The organism is Mucilaginibacter agri (assembly GCF_009928685.1).
GTDB classification, from domain to species: Bacteria; Bacteroidota; Bacteroidia; order Sphingobacteriales; family Sphingobacteriaceae; genus Mucilaginibacter; species Mucilaginibacter agri.
In genome coordinates this window covers 197,299-217,308 of record NZ_WWEO01000044.1, presented here as the reverse complement: position 1 = coordinate 217,308, position 20,010 = coordinate 197,299, and the positions used below count along the sequence as shown (strand labels likewise).

Here is a 20,010-nt window from a genome sequence, read left to right as displayed (position 1 = left end):
TTGTTGGCGTTTAACGTTATTAAATAGCTAGCGCGAATCACGCTCATCCATCAAAGGGGTTATAATGAGTGCTTTACTTCTAAATATCGCTAGCCAGGCAGATATAAAAGAAGCCCGGTTTACCGGGCTTCTAAAGAAATATAAGGAGACGTTTATTTTTAATTATTATGAGTCGACCGGTTGCCTATCGAGTGAAATGGTTGCAGTTAGTATACCATAACCAACATTCAATATGCACGATGCACCTGCGGCCACCGCCTGTACATCTCCTTTAGTCCAGTTGACAACCGGGGAGATAACCCCGCTGACGTTGAACAACGTGTTGCCTGCGATACCTAACTTGTCGTTCAGTTCTTTGGGAGAAGCCAGGTATTGGCCAATCACAGGACCCTCCCACAAAAAGTTGATGATAAGGTCGAGTACAGGCCCAACGAACTCATAGGTTGTGGCACCGGGCCTGGTAATGCTCGACGGCCCACGCAAAGTATTTACTACTGGTGCCGGTGGTGGAGCATCCTCGCCAGATGGCACAACCGGTGGCGAAGCAGGCGAAAACTTAATTACATCTACTAAGGCTTTGAAAAGGCCAGCGCCCGATGCTAAGCTGTTCGTCCATATGTACCAGGGCGATCCATCTCTTTTAATAAACGTTTGATTGATCTGTGCAATAATGTCGGGCCCAATATAGGGCACGTAAGCCGCAGTCGATAGTTTAGCCAAAAATGTACTGTCTTTCCATTTAGGCATCAAGCGTGTTACTGTAAGCGCGCCAACCAGGCATCCGCCAATTAAACCAGCAATGTTACCTGCAAATTCGAGTTTGTCGTATAACGGGGTCTTGTTCAACTCCGGTGGTATGAGCGAGCTCCAGTTAGTACCCAGAGATTCTGTGTTATAAGTTTGGACGTTCGAGGTTGATTGTGTGTAACACAAGTTTGCAATTGCAGTTAAATCTGCCGCGTTGGTAAATGTGGTTACATCGTCTTTTGTGAATGGCGCCGCCGCATCATTTTCCAGCTTATAAAAAACAGTCACCGGAATGGCTGCCAGTAAGCATACCAGATCAAGTATACTTAAGTCTGACCCTGTAAAAAACTTATAGACCGGAGAAATTACAGGAATTTTAATTGTTGCGTCCAGTACCTGTTCAACGCCATTCAATGCTGCTTCTGCAACGTTGAACAATTCTGTAGTAATATTATTTGCAGAGTCTAACAACGCTGTAAAAATAATATCCACTATTTGTTTCACCATTTGATCCATAGTCATGGTTGATGCGTTATCGAAAACACCTTGCAGTTTCTGTATGGTTTCCCAAAGGATATCACCTTCGTTTTCAACTGCATTGATCAGATCAGTCATAACCGATGATGGATCGGCTGCAGACGCAGTATCCTGCCCGTTGGTTGCATTATTTTGGGCGTGATGCGATCCCCAGTTGGATGACGGCGTACTTTTGGGCGTACTTGTGTTATTGGACGACGCATTGCTCGAATAACTATCAGTTGGCATATCAGCCCATGAGTCTAAAGCTGACTCTAAATTGCTGATCAGTAAGGATAGATCTTGCTTATAAGTATCTACACTTGCAATTTTGCTACGAATGTATTTCAGAAAATACTGCTTTAATACACCATGTGTATTAATTATATCGTGCCATGCGAAAATCGATCCCAGCCACTTAACCATATCTTCAAACGCTACTGCAATTTTATTCAGTACGAAGTGAATACCATTGGCAATATCATGTGCACACTTCAAAACAAAATGATAACTCTCTTCCGCTATGGTGAAAATAAAGTGATTTATGGCTCCAAATTTTTGTATTTCCCATTGCTCTACAGCGGCAAATTCTTTTTTTAGCCAATTCCAGGCGTCGCCGGCAAGTAATGTGAGTGTATCATCGCCGTTATCGTCACCAAGCAACCTACCTGCCTGCAATTTTGCAGATTTGATAATAGGGCGAATACCAAGAGCAGCAGCTTCTTCTTCGCTACCGTAATAGCGCATTTTGCCATCCAGAATATGCATGCCGAATACAGCAGATGACGCAATCGGTGTCTGGGTTGCACTAACATTATCAGGCTGGGGCGATCCGTCTGATGGGACATCCTGATGAAGGGATATAAACTGTTGAATATAAGTAACCAGATCGCTTTTTTCTTTAGGAGTAACCGAGGCATCAAGTAGTGGTTTGGTTGCCCCCATTTCATCAGATACCGATACATTTACGTTGTCTAAAGTTATACCATCAAGTTTCGCGATAAGGTTGTTTAGCGGGTTAACAATTTCAGGGTCGCTAACACCGTCTGTAATGCTGAAACATACGCCCGCCAGGGTATCTACCGATTGTACCAAGGTTATTACGCCGTTGGTGTCGCAGGTAATTGTAAGCGGAGCACCGGGGTAAAGTACATGATAGGCATCGTTAATATATAACGTACAGGCGGAGCTGGAAGTGATGCTGACATCCTGGTTAACCAATACTACATTCGAGTTATCTGTAAGTTGTATATGAGTGGTATAGGTATAGCTTTCCACGTAGTCGTCAGGCCCGGTACCAGGTAACATAATGTTTCTTTCTATCCAATGAGTTGTGGTGGGGTCTTGCGTCAATTGGGTGATAACGGTTGCGGTGCCCATATTCACCTGCCCGAAAATGACAAGGCTATTTTGTACAGCGTGTATGTAAGGTGCTACTGCCAACACATTGTCGAGAATGGAAACCGGGTAGCTCCATGCCGAAGAAACAGCTTCCTGGCCTACGTCGCATTTCATATAAAAGATCTGGCCGGCTTCGTTCAAACCCCATATAATGGTTTGTGTTGTTGTGTTGTTTACATGCAGGCGTTGTACACCTGATAACAGGCTGTGCGTATAAATTAAACCAGATGATACATCTGTAAGTGTTTGGCGGGAGTGATCTACAAAGTAAAGCGAGCTGCCGGCTGCCACAATTAAATCTGTTTCGGCGGGGGTGCCATCGTCCGGGTCGGCAGTTGCCAGGGCCTGAGATAGTGCCATGGCCGTTGTGTTGGGAGGCAAGCTAAAACTAATATGAGATGGATCTACTGAAGAATCGATCGAATTGTAAAAGGAACTAAATATTAATTCCATTTCTGAAGAACCTAACGTCTTTAAACCGGAAAGGGTATAGGTACCGGGTGCCGACTCAGAGTTAAGGAAGCCAACTTCGCTGTAAATATTGCCTGCCGATATTGCGGAAGGCAAATGGATCCATGTCCATTGGGGCGCACTATCATCAGTAGGGATTGTTACATAATAACGGTTTACATAATTACCTGCATTACTTCCGCCCTGAATAACGTCTGCCTGTAGCATTTGCAGTTGCCCGCTTTGGCAAATATTAATATCCGAGATATTTAGTGTAGCAATATCGTCATTGCCACCGTTAAAAGTGGCAGCCTGCCAGCTTAAACCATTAGCGGCAACATTGGCCCAATCATCATCTGTATTTGATGCTAGGTTAGCCAGATATAAAACGTCGGCTCCGCTAACGGTTGCAACAAGGGCAATGTATACAATGCCCGAATTAATATCCTGTGCAACATCAAATAACTTGGCTACAATGCTTCCGTCGCTTGGTTTTAATACCGTACTTAAATCAACCTTCGACCATCCGCATGCTCCCAAAGCTGCTTCGCGGGTGAGATAGAAAACATTGTCTGTTCCGATAGAAAAAAAGAGCGCGTTGCCCTGCTGTGTTTGTAGAACTTCGAATTGTTTGCCAGGTGCCATTACAACGGCATTTTTCTGGTTTTTCATCAATTCGGTTTCGCTGGTAATAATCATAATATTGTGTTTAAAGTGCCGCCTTAGTTTAGATTTAAGGCGGCACAGGTGAATGTAAATTGATTGATTGTTTGGATGTTAAGCGGTGATGTAAGCCGGAGTAGCATAGTTGATATAGGCAATTAAGTCGCCCCCTTCAGAAAACTGAAGTTCATTCATAGAAAAGGCATTACCACCGGGGAATACCAGTCCTTGCATTACCGAGATAGGAATATCTGTAACGTTTTTTGCCGCCAAGGTTTGCGCCCACGATTTTATAGTGGAAATCATGCTGTTAGGATCGCCGTCAAAGAAATTCATAAATGATCCGAAGCTTACTTTTTGCGATTTATCCTGCGAGGCGCTGGTAACAGCCGGGGCAAAATTGCCGTTAGTATCTGTAGCCAAGGTGTAGGTATCCGTTAATATAGTATCTACAATATTTCCACTTACATTTGACCCTTCAGTTAATGAATACCAGATAATTAATTCCTGGGTAACTACAATCGTATTATTTCCGCCCTGGGTAATGGTTAAAGTAAAATTAGATTTTAGTTCTTGCGAATCACCTGCTTCACTTTTTGAGTAACCAACTCCAGCCGGACTCGCGTAACTAAACTTTACTAAATAGCCGCCCTGGTTAAGAGAAATGGTTGGTGTTTGTCCGGCCTGGACAGATGGCGTATTAACCATCCACATTTCCTTATTGTCATTCCATGTCCAACCCGTTGTTGGGTAATAGCAATTGGTTTGAACATAAGGTAGCATTGCTTTAGAAAAATAGTTGGCTAACGCTATTGGGCTTATGGCAATTACGCCATGATAACTTGTAGGCCCATCAAACCAATTCCAGGTAGGAAGACCATCTAAATAATAATTATCCGGATCGCTGAAATCAGCAGGGGCCTGTCGTGCATTGCCATTTACAGCGCATAGATAGTCTAATGTAGCTACAGTCTGACCGTTGCCTTCCTGCGCTTCAAGAGAGGCGTCATCAATCTGCAATTGAAGATCCGTTACACCAAAATCAGCCGACGTGTTTTCTTTTGGAATAAAGTTGAAGCCAAGCGCTGCTCTGCCATTCGTAGCCATCGTTTGCGAAAAAAATGGCAGGAAAACGGTGTTTAACAAATCATAAACCGCTGAGTTTGCTGGCGCGTCCTGAATTACCGGTGCACCGCTCCATTGTGCATTATCCAGGTCGAGCACCAATTGCTCAATGGTAAAGGCGTCGCCCAAAGCGGCTGCGCGGGTGGCCACATCGTCAGAAACATTAGTGCTGTCTTGTATCGATGTTAGCGGCACCCTAACCGTAAACCAATAAGGGTTACTATTATTCTGCTTATACACCTCATAGCTGGTTATCGCACTGTAATTACTGTTGTAATTTGCAACCGAGAGCGTTAAGTTTTGAAAGCATAGGGTATAAATGGCATATTGCCCATCATCTACCAGTTTCAAAATTTGTGCAGGCATTTTAACTGCACCAGGTTTAGTGGTGTCGGGTGTAAACCCAAGTTCGAAGCTGATTGCATAACGTAAGTAAGTGTAGCTCGGAAAAGGCGGGTAATTAACCATGTACGGGGTCGACAGGTTTTTAATGTTCGGTGGCATTGCCCCTGCGCCGTTCCACGCCGCCACATTGAGCGGATCGAGATTTACATAATTGTTATACAAGGATTGATCCCAGTTGCTTGGCAAAGTAACTACCTTTTGGGTGTTGGGGTCGATCATAAAGTACGCATTAAATACGGGCGAACCTCCGCTGCCTGTTTTAGGCTTTTTAAACTCATTAACGTACTGTTTAATAACGTAGTTAAGGGCTTGTTCGGTAGATGCAACTACTACGTCGAAACCGAATGCTGATAAGTCTGAATCTTGTGCTGCCATAAAATTGTTTTTTTCTGTTTTTGTATGTTGTTTTTAATTTGATTACCCGATAAAAAGCATGCACAGTAGGGGCAATAGAAAGCCCGGACGCATTTAAATGCGTTTAAAAAATAACCGTGAAGCTTTGATTACTGGAATGCGACTGAGGGGACAGTCCGTATCGGCTTGAAGTAATATAATTTACCCGTTCTAATATTTGACAGATTAATTAGCTGCCTTCGTATCGTAAAGGTTTAAGGTTTTGTATGCCTTAAATATCCTTCGTTTTTCATGATACAAAGTAACCGGGTTTATTAAAGCAGTTCAATAGCTTAAATAAGCTATTTATTGATGACCAGCTGCATACAATACTTCAGGGCTGAATGAGTGGGAGAAAAGAGGTTAAGGAAATATCCTAACTCTGCTCCTTAACAGATCTTAGATCCGAAAATAATGGCGGTAGCTTTTAATGACTGTTGAGATGACTGCGCCCACAATGACTATGCTGTATCCCTTGGAAGAGTTTTTGACCGGCCACGTTGGTGGCGAAGCGGTATTCATGGAATTTTGCTTCGGGAAAATAGATTATGGAAGATGCTCTAAGAATTGAGATTTTAATTTTAACTTATTGATAATCATAGTTTTGTTTGAATTAAAAAAGGAGATGAGCAAATCTGCTCATCTCCTTTAGTGGAGTTGGGGAGCGGCTAATTGAACCCCTTTTGCCACTTTTGCGCTTTTTTGAAGGATTAAGTATTTAAAATTGATTAACCGTTAAAACGACTACCAATTGCTTATGAAACGCTATTATTTGTTAGACGGGATGGTGAAGGGTTAGCGATACCGCATATTTTACCGCGTTATTCGATGCTCGGCCAAAGTCTACAGGTATTATAATTTTTTCATGACCCTATTTTCAAAATTTGTTATGTCAAAATTCAGGATTTCAACAATCAACGTTTTTTATATTTAGCCAATTATTAGCTTTACAGTTCAATGAACGAACTGCTGAAAAATCATATTCGAAAGATCACTCCGGTAAATGACGATGAATTTGATGCGATTAGCACTTATTTTACAGCTCAGAGATTTAAAAAACACCAGTTTCTTGTTCAAACCGGGAAACCCGCCCCATATGAGTTTTTCGTTACGAAGGGCCTTTTAAAGTCTGAGGTTACAGATAGCTCAGGCAAAACGCATATTCTTCAGTTTGCCTATGAAGAATGGTGGATATCAGATATGCAGGCCTTTAATTCCGGCGAACCTGCAAGCCTAGATATCGATTGTTTGGAAAACACAGAAGTATTGAGCATTACCTATGATGCTAAAGAACGGCTTTGTGCAAACTTCCGATGTATGGAATATTTCTTTCGTAAAAAGAGCAATGCGGGAAATATCGCATTACAAAAAAGGGTACTGATGCTAATGCAGGCAAGTGCGGCAGAACGCTACGAGCAACTTATACATCAGTACCCCCAGATGCACGCTAGAATTTCAAAAAAACTAATTGCCGCTTGCCTTGGCATAACCAGAGAAACTTTAAGCAGGTTATCGAATTCGTGATTCCTCACGTTTAAAATGGCTTCGCTGTCGGACGGATCAGAATTTCATTAACATCCACTGCCTTTTGCTGACTGATTACAATTAATTTGCTGTAGGCCAATCGGTGTAACCTACAGCGCCTCCGCCATAAAAGGCTTCACGCGGGGCATGAGTTAGTGGGATTCCGTTTTCCAACCGATAAACGAGGTCAGGATTTGATATCCACGGCCTTCCGAAAGCAATTGCGTCTGCCAGGTCGGAACGGCGCGCATCGTTAGCCAATGCTAAAGTGTAACCGTTATTGGCGACATAGGGACCGTTGAATTTTTTTCGCAAAACCTGCAGGTCAATCCCTTCCGGTATTTCACGGGAGTTTGCAGTTGCCCCTTCAACAAAATGCAAATAGGCGAGATTATAAGCGTTTAGTTTCTCGATCAGAAAACCATAAGTACCCATTACATCGCTATCCATTGATGTATTACCGGCATCAGGTGTTGTCGGTGACAGGCGTATACCGACATGGTTACTGTCACCCCATTCTTTTACCACAACTTCCACTACTTCACAGGTAAGGCGCGTACGGTTCTCCACGCCGCCTCCATACTTATCGGTTCGATGGTTTACCGAATCGCGAATAAACTGTTCAAGCAGGTAGTTGTTTGCAGAGTGTATTTCTACACCGTCAAACCCGGCAGCTTTGGCGCAGGCTGTTGCGTGACGATAATCCTCCAGTAAAGCCGGAATTTCATTTGTTTCCAGCGCACGCGGCATAGAAACATCTTCAAATCCATGTTCAGTATAAGTTTTTCCATCAGCTTTTACAGCCGATGAGGATACCGGCGATATGCCGCCCGGCAATACTGAAGTATGGGAAAAACGGCCAACATGCCAAAACTGGCAAACAATCAATCCCCCTGCCTGGTGCACCGCATCTGTAACTTTCTTCCAGCCGTTAACCTGTTCTTTACTCCATATTCCAGGTGTAAAGGCATAACCTTTACCCATTGGTGAAATATTGGTGGCTTCAGATATGATTAGTCCGGCAGAGGCGCGCTGGGCATAATATTGTGCATGCAGGTCGGTCGGAACGCCATCATTTCCAGCTCTGCTCCTGGTTAGCGGGGCCATCATAATCCTATTTTTCATTTGAAAACCTCCGATAGTTACCGGAGTAAAGAGATCAGTATTTTTAATTGAATTTTCCATTTATAAAATCTTAATGCACAAAATTAGCCTGGCAATACCTTTTTTACGCGTAATCTACCTCACTAATAAAATGTGACCTAGATCAACTTTTCCTGGAGTTCATATTATGATTGATTTATTAATCTTTGTCAATTTTCTGGGCACTTACCACACCGGGCCCTTGCCGCTGCTCAATGTAAGCCCAGTCACGCCATTCCAGTATCACACAATTAATGCATAACATCAATCTAAACAACACGAAATAAAATTGAATTTGACTATAACGTAATTACATTCAATAAAAAAGGAGACAAACAAAACTGTTCATCTCCTTAAGTGGAGCCGGAGGGATTCGAACCCTCGTCCAAACATGGTATAAGGTAAGCTTTCTACATGCTTAGTACTGTTTGGTTTTAGAGAAGGGGAAGGTCAGTTACTCACCTATACCGTCTTCCTTAGGTGCTTTATCTTACCTGCTATGCACACCATTAAGCAGGCCAGTTTCATCTTTCGATGCCCCATATGCCGATCCGATGAAACGGAAAACCGGCGGGACAAAAGCTATGCTAATTCTAAATTAGGCAGCTAAGGCGTAAGTATTTTCGCCATTTGAAAGTTTGAGCGTTCAGATTAAAGCGCTAATTCACCCAACGCGCTGCGTGCTTACTTACTTATCTCCATCCTGTCAATTCCGGTCGACCCCATTTTACTGTAGTCATTAGTCATTCGTCATCAGTTATTTAAAACAACTCATAACACCAGATTAAGATTTGTGGTTACAAATGTACAAAAACTAAACCATTAGCCCGTACCGAAGTTTTCACTAATGACTAATGACTAATGACTAATGACTAATGACTAATGACTAATGACTAATGACTAATGACTAAACCCGTCCCGGGTAAATTCTTAAAGCTTCTTCCAGGCATATCATTGCGGCCTGCAAGTCGTCACTATTTAAAACGTATGCCATTCTTACTTCGTTGCTGCCGGCACCTGGGCTGCTGTAGAACCCAGTTGCAGGAGCCATCATTACGGTTTGGTTGTTGTGGCTAAATTCCTCTAACATCCATTGGCAAAACTTGTCGGCATTATCAATCGGAAATTTGGCAACCACGTAAAATGCACCACCAGGGTTAGGGCAATAAACGCCTTCCATGTTGTTCAATGCGTTTACCAATACATCGCGGCGATGTGTATATTCTTTGTTTACTGCTTCAAAATAACTGTCTGGTGTGTCAACTGCAGCTTCACCTGCAATTTGTTCCAACATACCTGCACTTAGGCGGGCTTGTGCGAACTTTAAACCGGTTGCAATAACGGCTTCGTTTTTAGTGATCAAACAACCCAAGCGGGCACCGCATGCGCTGTAACGCTTACTTACGGTATCCATAACCAATACATTTTCGTCCAGGCCGTTTAAGTGCATTGGCGAAATAAATTCGCGACCGTCATAGCAAAATTCGCGGTAGGCTTCGTCAGAGAATAAATAAAGATCGTATTTAAGGCAAAGTGCCTTTAACGCTTCCATTTCTTCTTTCGAGTATAGATAACCTGTAGGATTATTAGGGTTGCAGATGATTATTGCCTTGGTTTTATCAGTAATCACTTTTTCAAACTCGCTGATCTCAGGCAAAGCAAAACCATTATCAATGTATGATAAAATCGGTTTTACTACAATATCACTCTGACAAGCGAAGCCATTATAGTTAGCGTAAAACGGTTCTGGAATGATCACTTCATCACCAGGATTTAAGCAGGTCATCATGGCTATAGTGATAGCTTCAGAACCGCCGGTGGTTACAATAATGTTTTGTGGGGTAATATTATACCCCAGCTTATTATAGTATTCGGTTAATTTTTGGCGATACGACAATGTACCTTCCGATGGCGTGTAGGCCCAAACCTTAAACGTGCTGTTATGTATGGCGTCCAGCATCCCTTGCGGGGTTTCAATATCAGGCTGGCCAATGTTTAAATGAAAAACTTTTTTGCCCTGCTGCTTAGCGCGGTCGGCAAATGGGGTAAGTTTACGTATTGGAGAGGCGGGCATTTGCTCGCCTTTGTGCGAAATTTGCGGCATGGCGCAAATGTAACAAAAAGATGCAAGCCGTATAAAACAACAAAGGCGCAATTTTGCGCCTTTGTTTATAAAATTAATGTTGGATTAAAGTTTATTTACTGCTCGATGTTGGTGCTGCAACAACTTCGCCCACTATGTTCAGATATTTTTGAGGGGTTTTGGCGTTAGATGTTACAATGATTGTTTTGTTGAATGGTGCAACAACCGCGGCGTTGTATGTAATTTTGATGATACCTTTATCGCCCTTTTTTACTGGTGATTTAGTATAATCGGCAATGGTGCAACCGCATGTTGGTTTTACCTCTGTTAAAATTAAAGGTTCTTCGCCAACGTTGGTAAATGTGAACTCAGTTGTAACTGGTTTACCCTGAGGTATTTTACCAAAATCGTGCTTTTCTTCGTTAAATTTAAACTCGGCTTTGTTATCAGTTTGGGCAGATGCAGTAAAGGCGAAACCTAAGATAACTGCACATAATATCATTAACTTTTTCATATCCTTGTATACTTTGTACAAATATAAAATGTTTCAATTAAAAGCCAAATTTTACACAAGGCCGTTTAAACAATTGTGAAAACTGGTAATAACAGAATACAATTTTATAACTTTGACTTTTAATCAAAATAAAATATGCCTCAGACCGCTCCACTTACTACCAACGGTTTTGATTCTGCCGAACTTAATTTTGAAGACTTTAAAAAGATAGTCATCAATGATTACCGTATAGGCTTTGAGAGCCGCCAGGCGTCATTGCTTGGTCGCCGCGAAGTGCTTACCGGTAAGGCAAAGTTTGGCATATTTGGTGATGGTAAAGAAGTAGCCCAACTGGCTATGGCCAAGGCTTTTAAAGCCGGCGACTGGCGTGCCGGATACTACCGCGACCAGACTTTTATGTTTGCCACAGGCATGAGCAACTTAAAGGAATTCTTCGCTCAATTGTATGCCAATCCGGATATAGATAAAGATCCTGCATCTGGCGGTCGTCAGATGAATTGTCACTATGCAACCCGCTATATTGATGCGGATGGTAATTGGACTAACCAGACGGAAACGATGAACTGCTCGTCGGATATATCTACTACCGGTGGGCATATGCCACGTTTGCTGGGTTTGGCTTATGCATCTAAATTATATCGTAATAATCCCGAACTGGTCGACCAGAAACAGTTTTCTATAAATGGTAACGAGGTAGCGTTTGGTACTATTGGCAACGGTTCTACTTCGGAAGGTTTATTTATGGAGACCTTTAATGCTGCTGGGGTATTGCAAGTACCTATGGCTATATCCGTTTGGGATGATGCTTATGCTATTTCGGTACCAGCAAGTCTACAGACTACCAAAGAGGATATCTCTGAAATACTGAAAGGTTTTCAGCGTGAGGATGGTAGCAATGGCTACGAAATATTTAAAGTACGCGGTTGGGACTATGTTGCCCTTTGCGAAACTTATGCCCGGGCGATAGAGGTTTGTCGCAGGGAGCAGGTGCCGGTGTTAATACATGTTACCGAAATGACGCAGCCTCAGGGGCACTCTACTTCGGGTTCGCACGAGCGTTATAAATCAAAAGAAAGACTGGTCTGGGAGGCCGAACACGATTGCCTTTTACAAATGCGCCAGTGGATAGTAGCATCGGCTATTACCACCGAAGCAGAACTGGATAAAATTGAGGCAGAAGCTAAAATCTACGTTCGCGAGTGCCAGCGGGAAGCCTGGAACGAATTAGGTGACGTGATTAAAGCCGAATTAGAAGAAGCTGCATCATTAATTGATGCTGTAGCGCAGGATGCTGCCGCGCAGGATGCAGTGGAAGATGTGGCGCATGCCTTGCGTGCAACCCTTGATCCCGGGCGTAAGGATGTGATCGCCGCAATACGTAAAACACTACGTATTACGGTGAAACAAAATTTCGAATCTAAACAAAAACTGGTTGAATGGTTTAACGAGCAAGTTGAATTTAATACACATCGGTATAACTCTAAGCTGTTTAGCAATAGCCCGAAATCGCCAATGAATGTGCCGGTTAACAGCGCGCAATTTGACGGTGAAACCCGAATGATGGACGGCCGCGAGATATTGAATGCTTGTTTCGATGCTAATTTCGGTCGTGACAAAACCATTGTTGCCTTTGGTGAAGACGTTGGCAATATTGGTGACGTAAACCAGGGTTTTGCCGGTTTGCAAGCCAAATACGGCGATCTGCGTATTACGGATACCGGTATTCGCGAAGCCACCATTATAGGACAGGGGATGGGTTTGGCTATGCGTGGTTTGCGCCCAATTGCCGAGATCCAGTATTTAGACTATCTGATATATGCCATGACCGTTTTAAGTGACGATCTGGCTACATTAAGCTACCGTACAAGCGGCGGACAAAAAGCACCGGTTATAGTGCGCACACGCGGCCACCGTTTAGAAGGTATCTGGCACTCTGGATCGCCACTTGGAATGATATTAAACTCGATGCGTGGTTTGCATATTTGCGTTCCGCGTAACATGACTCAGGCTGCGGGTATGTACAACACGCTGCTGCGTGGCGACGAGCCTGCTATAGTGATAGAAAGCCTAAACGGTTATCGCCTTAAAGAAAAATTACCGACCAACGTTGGCGAGTTCACTGTGCCTTTGGGCAAGGCCGAACTTATAAAAGAAGGCACCGACATTACCGTTATATCCTACGGATCGACCCTGCGTATAGTGCAGGAAGCAGCCGAAGAATTAACCGAAATGGGAATCAATATTGAGATTATAGATCCGCAAACGCTTTATCCTTTTGATACAGAGAAACTGAGCGTAGCTTCGTTAAAGAAAACCAGTAAACTGCTTGTTGTCGATGAGGACGTTCCAGGTGGTGGCTCTGCCTACATATTACAGAAGGTTTTGGAAATGCAAGGTGGTTACTATCACCTCGATGCACAGCCTAAAACCCTTTGCGCTAAAGAACACCGCCCGCCGTATGGCTCTGACGGTGACTACTTTAGCAAACCATCTGTGGATGATGTTGTTGAGGCAGCTTATGCTATGATGAGCGAAACTAACCCGGATAAATTTCCGGCGATATATTAATCTCAAAAATATTCTTGTAATATTGCTTCGTAATAAACCTTATTATGAAGCAATATTTTTTTGCACTATTCTCCTTTATTGCTGCAGCTTCTTATGGGCAAGACACGGTGCGCCGTCCGGTTATTACACATAGTCTTAGTAGCGTGCGCACTAAAATGGATACTACCAGGCTAGTGTATGATGAAGAGGGTAACGAACTCCATTTTTATCAATATCAGAAATTGATGAATACCGGTGATTATACAATCACAACCAAACGCGCTTCGCCCGATGATCCTGCCACAAAATTATATCTCAAGAAGCTTAGCGATATTGAAAAGAGAGAAATGTACGATATCGCTAAGCAAAGAATGGCCATTAAAAGCCCTTTATTGCAAGAAGGGACAGAACTTGATATTACTCCATTAACAAGGGCACTAACTGCCGAAGAACTAGCAAATAAGGTTATTGTACTTATTTTCTGGAACACGGAATGTGCCGTATGTACTGAAAGCTTTGGCAGCTTAAATGCATTCCTTCAACAAATCCATAATCCCGAAAATTTAGTGGTATTGGCAATCACTCCCGAGCCTCAGGAAGTAGCAGCTGCAAAACTCAAAGAAAAGCCATTGCATCACGCGCAATTGTTAAGTAATGCTGGTTCCATCGCCAAAGGCTACCAATTATACAATTATCCGTCATTTATAGTAACCGACAAAAGCCGTATTATTAGATATGCCATCTCCGGAATGGGACCATTTGTGCTGCCGTCATTCAAAGAGGCAATTAAAACAGTCCTTTTCCAATAAAGCTGTTTACATAATCTAATTATCTTATTTTTGCAGCGGTTTTAAACGCCACTAGATAAGATATGGATTCTACTACTTTTACGGCCGTAGCCGAAACTATTAAAAAACGCCGCACCATTAAACCGGCAACGATGAATGGCAACAAGATTCCTAACGGGCAGGTTGCTGCGCTATTAGAGTTGGCTGATTGGGCGCCTACGCACGCACTTACAGAGCCTTGGCGCTTTGTTGTTTACGAAAACCCTAAAGATTTTTGTTTACAACATGCCGAAATGTACAAGGCAAACACTCCTGAAGAAAGCTTTAACGAGGCTACTTACACTGGTTTCCAAAATACAGGTAACAAGGCTTCACACGTAATACTTACCTATTTAAAACGCAGCGAGTTAACCAAAATTCCTGTTTTTGAAGAAGTAGCAGCAGTTGGCGCAGCTGTGCAAAACTTAATGTTAGGTGCAGCCGCTTTAAACATTGGATGTTTCTGGAGTACTGGCGGTATGGCCTTAAAACCAGCTATGAAAGAGTTCTTAAACTTAGGCGAGCTTGACCAGGTGATAGGTGTATTGTATTTAGGTTATACAGACGATCAACCTGAAGGCAAACGTAAAGTAGCGCTGGAAGAGAAAATAACCTGGAAATAACTTTATTTTTTCTTTTGAGGTTAAATAATTAACTTTAAAATATTAATGAGATTGCCGTGACGGTGAATTTTGTTGAAATCACTACTTTTGTATTGATTACTTTACAATAATAAGCCTCTAATCCTGTTTAGTTTTAAACTTTTTGGTTAACTCAAAAGCAAATATGAAGAAATCATTTTGGTGGGCTACAAGCGTTTTATTCCTGTTTCTAATCATTACTGTAGGTTTTAAATCGGCAGCAGATAACAAAACAGATGACGCTGAAAAGACCACAAAAACTGCTTCCTTAACTGCTGAAATGCGTTTTGGCAATTTTGTATCTGATGTTTATAAGTCTGCCGGGCTGCAAAGTTCGGGTTTGGATATCAATACATTTCAAAAAGCACTCACAGGTTTTTACAATCTTAAGCTGGCACATAAACTGCCCTTTAGCAGTAATATTTTAACTGTTGTAGATTTTACCAAACCCAGCCGCGAAAAGCGTATGTGGATTGTGGATCTGCAAAGCAAAATGTTGTTGCTGAATACCTGGGTAGCGCATGGACAGGGTAGTGGTGACGACTTGCCGAGCCGTTTCTCAAACAACGAGGAGTCGCACGAAAGCAGCCTGGGTTTCTATGTAACCGATGATATCTACTTCGGTAAACATGGTCGCTCGCTAAGATTAGATGGTATGGACAACGGCTTTAATAACAAAGCCCGCGAACGTGCCATCGTATTACACGCCGCAGATTATGTGTGCCAAAACACCATTAATCAACTGGGACGTTTAGGCCGTAGTTTTGGTTGCCCGGCGGTTTCGCCAGATGTAATCAATCAAGTGATTAGTACCCTTAAAGGGAAAACGGTATTGTTTATCAATGGTCCCGACGCAAAATATACTTCTAAATACCTTAACCAAAGCCTGGCAGCAGATTTTGCTGTTCCGGATACAAATACGCGTCCTGTTTTAAGTGCGCGGTTGTAGTTAGTTATAAGGTTTAACCGATTACTAGGTTATTGATATAAAAGCAAAAGCCTCCCAATTCGGGAGGCTTTTGCTTTTATATGATTTCTTAATTAGGGAAAGCTCGGGCGCCTTAATTTGCTGGTGTTGCCATCGCTAATACAGTTTTTGAATTGCTGGCTAAAAACTTTTGCATGTGAGCAAAAAGCACAATATCTAATCCGTATACATCCGGGCGATACTGGAGGGTACCATTCTCATCAGCCCAACAGGTTACGTAGGTGATATACACAGGCACTTTTTTAGATAATGCTACATCGGTTGGTTTAGGATTGTCCTCGCTCATAAACTGTTTGATCATGTCGTATTTGCTGCCATCGCCAAACAGGCTGTGGGCCAAGTCAAGCGGTTTTTCCAGACGCACACACCCGTGGCTTACAGCGCGCATATTCTTTTTAAAAGGTTCTTGAGCGGGTGTGTCGTGTAAATAAACGCTGCTTTTATTAGGGAATAAAAACTTCACTTTACCAAGCGAGTTATCATCGCCGGGGCGCTGTTTAAACTCGTATTTCGACAGGTCTTCAGATCCCCAGTCAATAGTTTCAGAATCTTCCAGTTTTTTGCCGTTCTCAAATACGTCGATGTTGTTGTTAGCCAAATAGTACGGATCGTCTTCTGCATGTTTTACAATCTCTTTACTAACAATACTTTGCGGGATGTTCCATATCGGGTTTACCTGCGCTTCATAGATCATGCTGGCCAATTGTGGTGTTTCGCGCGAGAATGGTCTGTCTGTTTTATCGCTATCGTCGTACTCAATCAATGTATTAGCATAGTCCTTATTACGGCCCTCGCCTACGCAAACCTTCATATTAAGGGTGGATTTTCCTCCCTCCATGACGTCCAATCGAAAATCGGGGATGTTCACGATCACATATTTATCTTGTGATGGTTTATTTTTCCAGCGAAGGCGCTCCAGGTTTACTTTAATGGTGCGATCGGTTTCTTCCTGGGTCATACCAGGTGCGGTGCTGCTTGACAACAACGCTTTTTGTAAGGCCAGGTATTGTGGGTTTTTAGGTTGAATGCTATCCAGATAGGTTTTGAAGTTAGTAACCGCCAATACTTTGTTCACTGCGTTACTATCGGGGCGCTGAGTTGCAGTGTAGTAACGGGCGTAAATCCTCCGCGGACTAATTATGCCATATTGTAACGCGTTGGAGTAGTTGATCAGAATATTGGCAGTCATCAGTTCCAGCTCGGCTATGTCGTGATAAGCTTCGTCGGTAGTTTTGATTGCTTTTTTATCATAAAACTTATTTAATAGATCATTATAAGCCTGTGCTTTAAAAAGGTTGGGATCTAAGCCATGCTCATTTGCCTTTAACAGGTAACTACTAAATGTTTTCAGATCATCATTGTTAAGATGATCCATCACAAATTTAGGGTCATAATCGTTCTGTGCATAAAATGCTTCAATTTGCAATGGGTTTCCTAATGACGACTTTTGTTCCTGTATCACTTTCTGAAATACCGGTGCAAAACCTTCGGGGGTTACATTTTTAAAAACCTTATTTTGGGTTTTAGTGAAAAGTGCCTTTCCCATATCAGATCGGCTCTTTTTTGTACAACTTTGCATCAACAAAAGCGGGATGCATAACGTAAAAAGAAGTGCATAGCATCGGATAATTTTTTTATAATTAATATTTTTCATTTATAGGTATTTGTGTTCGCCATGTATAGCAATCATAATACCATAAAGTTTTAGCCGATACATTAATGTTGATAATGAACAAGCAACAGTATTACATTTGTAGGTATGAGCGTAGATAAATTACCCGAAGTTTGGTTACGAGGCCCACTCGATGATTTGCCCGCCCTGGTACAGCCGGTTGCTTTTGCATTAATGCAGGCCCGCGACGAAGTGGAGACAATGATGCAAGGCTTCCCCGATGCGCTGTTGTGGAAGTCCGTTGCTGGCATGGCATCGCCCGGTTTCCATTTACACCACATGACCGGTGTACTCGACCGAATGTTTACCTACGCCAATAATAAAAGCCTTACAGATGACCAGCTAACCTATTTAACCGCAGAAGGGCAGCCTCAAGCAGGTGAAACCAGCATTAAACTGGTACGAACTTTTAGCCTGGCTGTAGAACTTTCATTACGCCAATTAGAGCGCGTTAATGAAGAAGCGTTGAAAGATTACAGGGGAGTTGGGCGTAAAAATTTACCATCCACCTTAATGGGGTTGTTGGTGCACGCAGCAGAGCATACTATGCGCCACACCGGGCAACTGTTGGTTACGGTAAATATTTTAAAAGCGGGTAACTTATAACTGGTTGATCAATTCTGATATTTGATCAACGTTAAGTAACTTATCAATTTGCATATGGTTAATAGCTGCCTGGGGCATATATGGTACCTGAGCGGTTGACGGATCTTGCACGGCAACAATACCTTTAACGGAGTGAATAGCTTCGAGCCCTTCCACTCCATCTGCGTTGGCTCCAGATAAAAGAATACCAGTTACGCCGGCACCATAAGCCTCGGCCGCAGTTTGAAAGGTGACATCAATACTTGGGCGGGAGAAATTGATCTTCTCTGAATCGTCCAGTGAAAAAATCTTATTGGTTTCTATCAACAGATGGTAGTCTGCAGGGGCAAGATACACATGGCCTGGAATTAGGGCCTCTTTATCATCAACTTCTTTTACGGGCAAATCTGTACGCAGGGCCATTAATTGGCTGAGAGATGAATCCGAGTCGTTTTTACGGTGCAGAACAATAACCACCGGGATATTCAGATCGGCTTTAAGATGATTTAAAACATGCAGGATAACGTGTAAACTCCCTGCGGAGCCTCCGATAACAACAATTTTCTGAACGTCATTTAGTGAATTTTGCGCCATATTTTTTCTTTACCTTCCTGCCGGTACTTCGAAATAATGGGCGATAGCTTTAAAGTTTCTTTACTGCCAAGCGCCAAAAATCCCAGGTTTTCCAGGCTATCATCAAAAAGTGCAAAAACCCTGCCTTGAAGATCTTTTTCAAAATAAATAAGCACATTTCTGCACATAACTAATTGAAACTGGTTAAATGAGCTTTCTGACACTAAATTATGTGTCGAAAAAACCATGCGACGACTTAGTTCTTCATCAAATTTAACCACATTGTAGCTGGCTGTGTAATAACGGGAAAAATCTTCCTTCCCACCGCTGGCTATATAATTCTCTGAGTATTGTTTCATCTGGCTCATCGGAAATATACCTGTTGATGCCTTTTGCAATACCTGCGGGTTAAGGTCGGTAGCGTAAAGTAATGATTTGTGTAGTAAATTTGCTTCTTTTAGCAAAATAGCCATCGAGTATACCTCTTCGCCGGTAGAGCAGCCTGCGTGCCATATGCGGATAAAAGGGTAGGTAGCAAGTACCGGCAAAACATGCTCGCGCAAATTTTGATAAAACAACGGATCGCGGAACATCTCTGTAACATTTACAGTTATCTGTTCGATAAACCGTTTCATATAATCGGCGTCGGTACGTAGTTTGTACCTAAACTCAGCGAAACTCGGAAACCGATCGAGCGTAAAAAGGCGATTAATTCTTCGTTTTAATGACGCCTTAGCATAATCTGTAAAGTCGTAACCGTAAATTTCTAACAGATCATTAAGTAATAACTTTATCTCCTGCTCACCGACCGGGGTATCCATTTAGTTTCATAAATATTTATTCAGCAAATCAATTAATGTGTCAACGTTTACAGGTTTAGATACGTAGGCATTAGCACCAGCTGCAAGGCATTTCTCCTTATCGCCGGGCATGGCTTGTGCGGTAACGGCAAAAATGGGCAGTTCTTTTAGGTTCTCAATATCGCGTATACGCCCAATCGCTTCGTATCCATCCATCTCGGGCATCATCATGTCCAGCAATACAACACCGATACTGCTATCTTGTTGCAATAATTTAATGGCCAGTGACGCATCTGTTGCCGAAATGCAGGTATAGCCCTTGGAACGCAGCGTTAAACTCAGCGCAAAAATGTTGCGAGTATCGTCGTCAACAATCAGTATCTTCTTTAAAGGGGTACTCATACGGATCGGAT

Annotated in this window: 15 protein-coding genes and 1 other RNA gene; 6 read left to right on the top strand and 10 right to left on the bottom strand. The window is 42.6% G+C overall.

Going from position 1 to position 20,010, the window contains the following annotated elements; all coding sequences use genetic code 11:
* Positions 1-165: 165 nt before the first annotated feature.
* The gene (locus tag GSY63_RS17280) at positions 166-3,813 is read right to left on the bottom strand and encodes a hypothetical protein (RefSeq protein ID WP_166587089.1); all 3,648 of its coding nucleotides are present in this window, start codon (positions 3,811-3,813) and stop codon (positions 166-168) included.
* A 78-nt stretch (positions 3,814-3,891) separates the two neighbouring features.
* On the bottom strand, positions 3,892-5,682 hold the full coding sequence (locus GSY63_RS17275) for a hypothetical protein (RefSeq protein WP_166587088.1): 1,791 nt from the start codon (positions 5,680-5,682) through the stop codon (positions 3,892-3,894).
* A 975-nt stretch (positions 5,683-6,657) separates the two neighbouring features.
* On the opposite strand from GSY63_RS17275, the gene GSY63_RS17270 reads away from it, so the two are divergent.
* A complete protein-coding gene (locus tag GSY63_RS17270) occupies positions 6,658-7,224 on the top strand; it encodes a Crp/Fnr family transcriptional regulator (RefSeq protein ID WP_166587087.1) in 567 nt (188 codons plus the stop codon).
* Between the two features lie 81 nt (positions 7,225-7,305).
* On the opposite strand, the gene GSY63_RS17265 is transcribed toward GSY63_RS17270, so the two are convergent.
* The 4 genes from GSY63_RS17265 to GSY63_RS17250 form a co-directional block, all read right to left on the bottom strand.
* Positions 7,306-8,409, bottom strand: coding sequence for an alkene reductase (locus GSY63_RS17265; RefSeq protein ID WP_166587086.1), 1,104 nt, complete (start codon positions 8,407-8,409; stop codon positions 7,306-7,308).
* Between the two features lie 313 nt (positions 8,410-8,722).
* Positions 8,723-9,091, bottom strand: a transfer-messenger RNA (tmRNA) gene (gene ssrA / locus GSY63_RS17260).
* Positions 9,092-9,274: 183 nt separating this feature from the next.
* Positions 9,275-10,471: a pyridoxal phosphate-dependent aminotransferase gene (locus tag GSY63_RS17255; protein WP_166587085.1), complete on the bottom strand. Its 1,197-nt coding sequence runs from the start codon at positions 10,469-10,471 to the stop codon at positions 9,275-9,277.
* A 91-nt stretch (positions 10,472-10,562) separates the two neighbouring features.
* On the bottom strand, positions 10,563-10,964 hold the full coding sequence (locus tag GSY63_RS17250; RefSeq protein WP_166587084.1) for a DUF1573 domain-containing protein: 402 nt from the start codon (positions 10,962-10,964) through the stop codon (positions 10,563-10,565).
* Between the two features lie 135 nt (positions 10,965-11,099).
* On the opposite strand from GSY63_RS17250, the gene GSY63_RS17245 reads away from it, so the two are divergent.
* The 4 genes from GSY63_RS17245 to GSY63_RS17230 all read left to right on the top strand — a co-directional run bounded on the left by GSY63_RS17245 (position 11,100) and on the right by GSY63_RS17230 (position 15,928).
* Positions 11,100-13,532, top strand: a complete 2,433-nt coding sequence (locus tag GSY63_RS17245; RefSeq protein ID WP_166587083.1) for an alpha-ketoacid dehydrogenase subunit alpha/beta — start codon at positions 11,100-11,102, stop codon at positions 13,530-13,532.
* Between the two features lie 44 nt (positions 13,533-13,576).
* On the top strand, positions 13,577-14,320 hold the full coding sequence (locus GSY63_RS17240; protein ID WP_166587082.1) for a peroxiredoxin family protein: 744 nt from the start codon (positions 13,577-13,579) through the stop codon (positions 14,318-14,320).
* 62 nt (positions 14,321-14,382) lie between these two features.
* Positions 14,383-14,961, top strand: a complete 579-nt coding sequence (locus GSY63_RS17235) for a nitroreductase family protein (RefSeq protein WP_166587081.1) — start codon at positions 14,383-14,385, stop codon at positions 14,959-14,961.
* Between the two features lie 163 nt (positions 14,962-15,124).
* On the top strand, positions 15,125-15,928 hold the full coding sequence (locus GSY63_RS17230) for a murein L,D-transpeptidase catalytic domain family protein (RefSeq protein WP_166587080.1): 804 nt from the start codon (positions 15,125-15,127) through the stop codon (positions 15,926-15,928).
* A gap of 112 nt (positions 15,929-16,040) precedes the next feature.
* Here the strand turns inward: GSY63_RS17230 and GSY63_RS17225 are convergent, their stop codons facing one another.
* Positions 16,041-17,513, bottom strand: coding sequence for a L,D-transpeptidase family protein (locus GSY63_RS17225; RefSeq protein ID WP_243749256.1), 1,473 nt, complete (start codon positions 17,511-17,513; stop codon positions 16,041-16,043).
* Positions 17,514-17,726: 213 nt separating this feature from the next.
* Here GSY63_RS17225 and GSY63_RS17220 point away from each other — a divergent pair, with 213 nt between their 5' ends.
* The gene (locus tag GSY63_RS17220; protein ID WP_166587078.1) at positions 17,727-18,245 is read left to right on the top strand and encodes a DinB family protein; all 519 of its coding nucleotides are present in this window, start codon (positions 17,727-17,729) and stop codon (positions 18,243-18,245) included.
* On the opposite strand, the gene GSY63_RS17215 is transcribed toward GSY63_RS17220, so the two are convergent.
* The 3 genes from GSY63_RS17215 to GSY63_RS17205 are packed head-to-tail and all read right to left on the bottom strand — an operon-like array spanning position 18,240 to position 19,999.
* Positions 18,240-18,818, bottom strand: coding sequence for a chemotaxis protein CheB (locus tag GSY63_RS17215; protein WP_166587077.1), 579 nt, complete (start codon positions 18,816-18,818; stop codon positions 18,240-18,242). The genes GSY63_RS17220 and GSY63_RS17215 overlap by 6 nt on opposite strands.
* Positions 18,800-19,618, bottom strand: a complete 819-nt coding sequence (locus GSY63_RS17210; protein WP_166587076.1) for a CheR family methyltransferase — start codon at positions 19,616-19,618, stop codon at positions 18,800-18,802. The genes GSY63_RS17215 and GSY63_RS17210 overlap by 19 nt, the downstream gene beginning before the upstream one ends.
* 6 nt (positions 19,619-19,624) lie before the next feature.
* Positions 19,625-19,999 (bottom strand): response regulator, encoded by a 375-nt coding sequence (locus GSY63_RS17205; protein WP_166587075.1) that lies wholly within the window; start codon positions 19,997-19,999, stop codon positions 19,625-19,627.
* Positions 20,000-20,010: the final 11 nt, after the last annotated feature.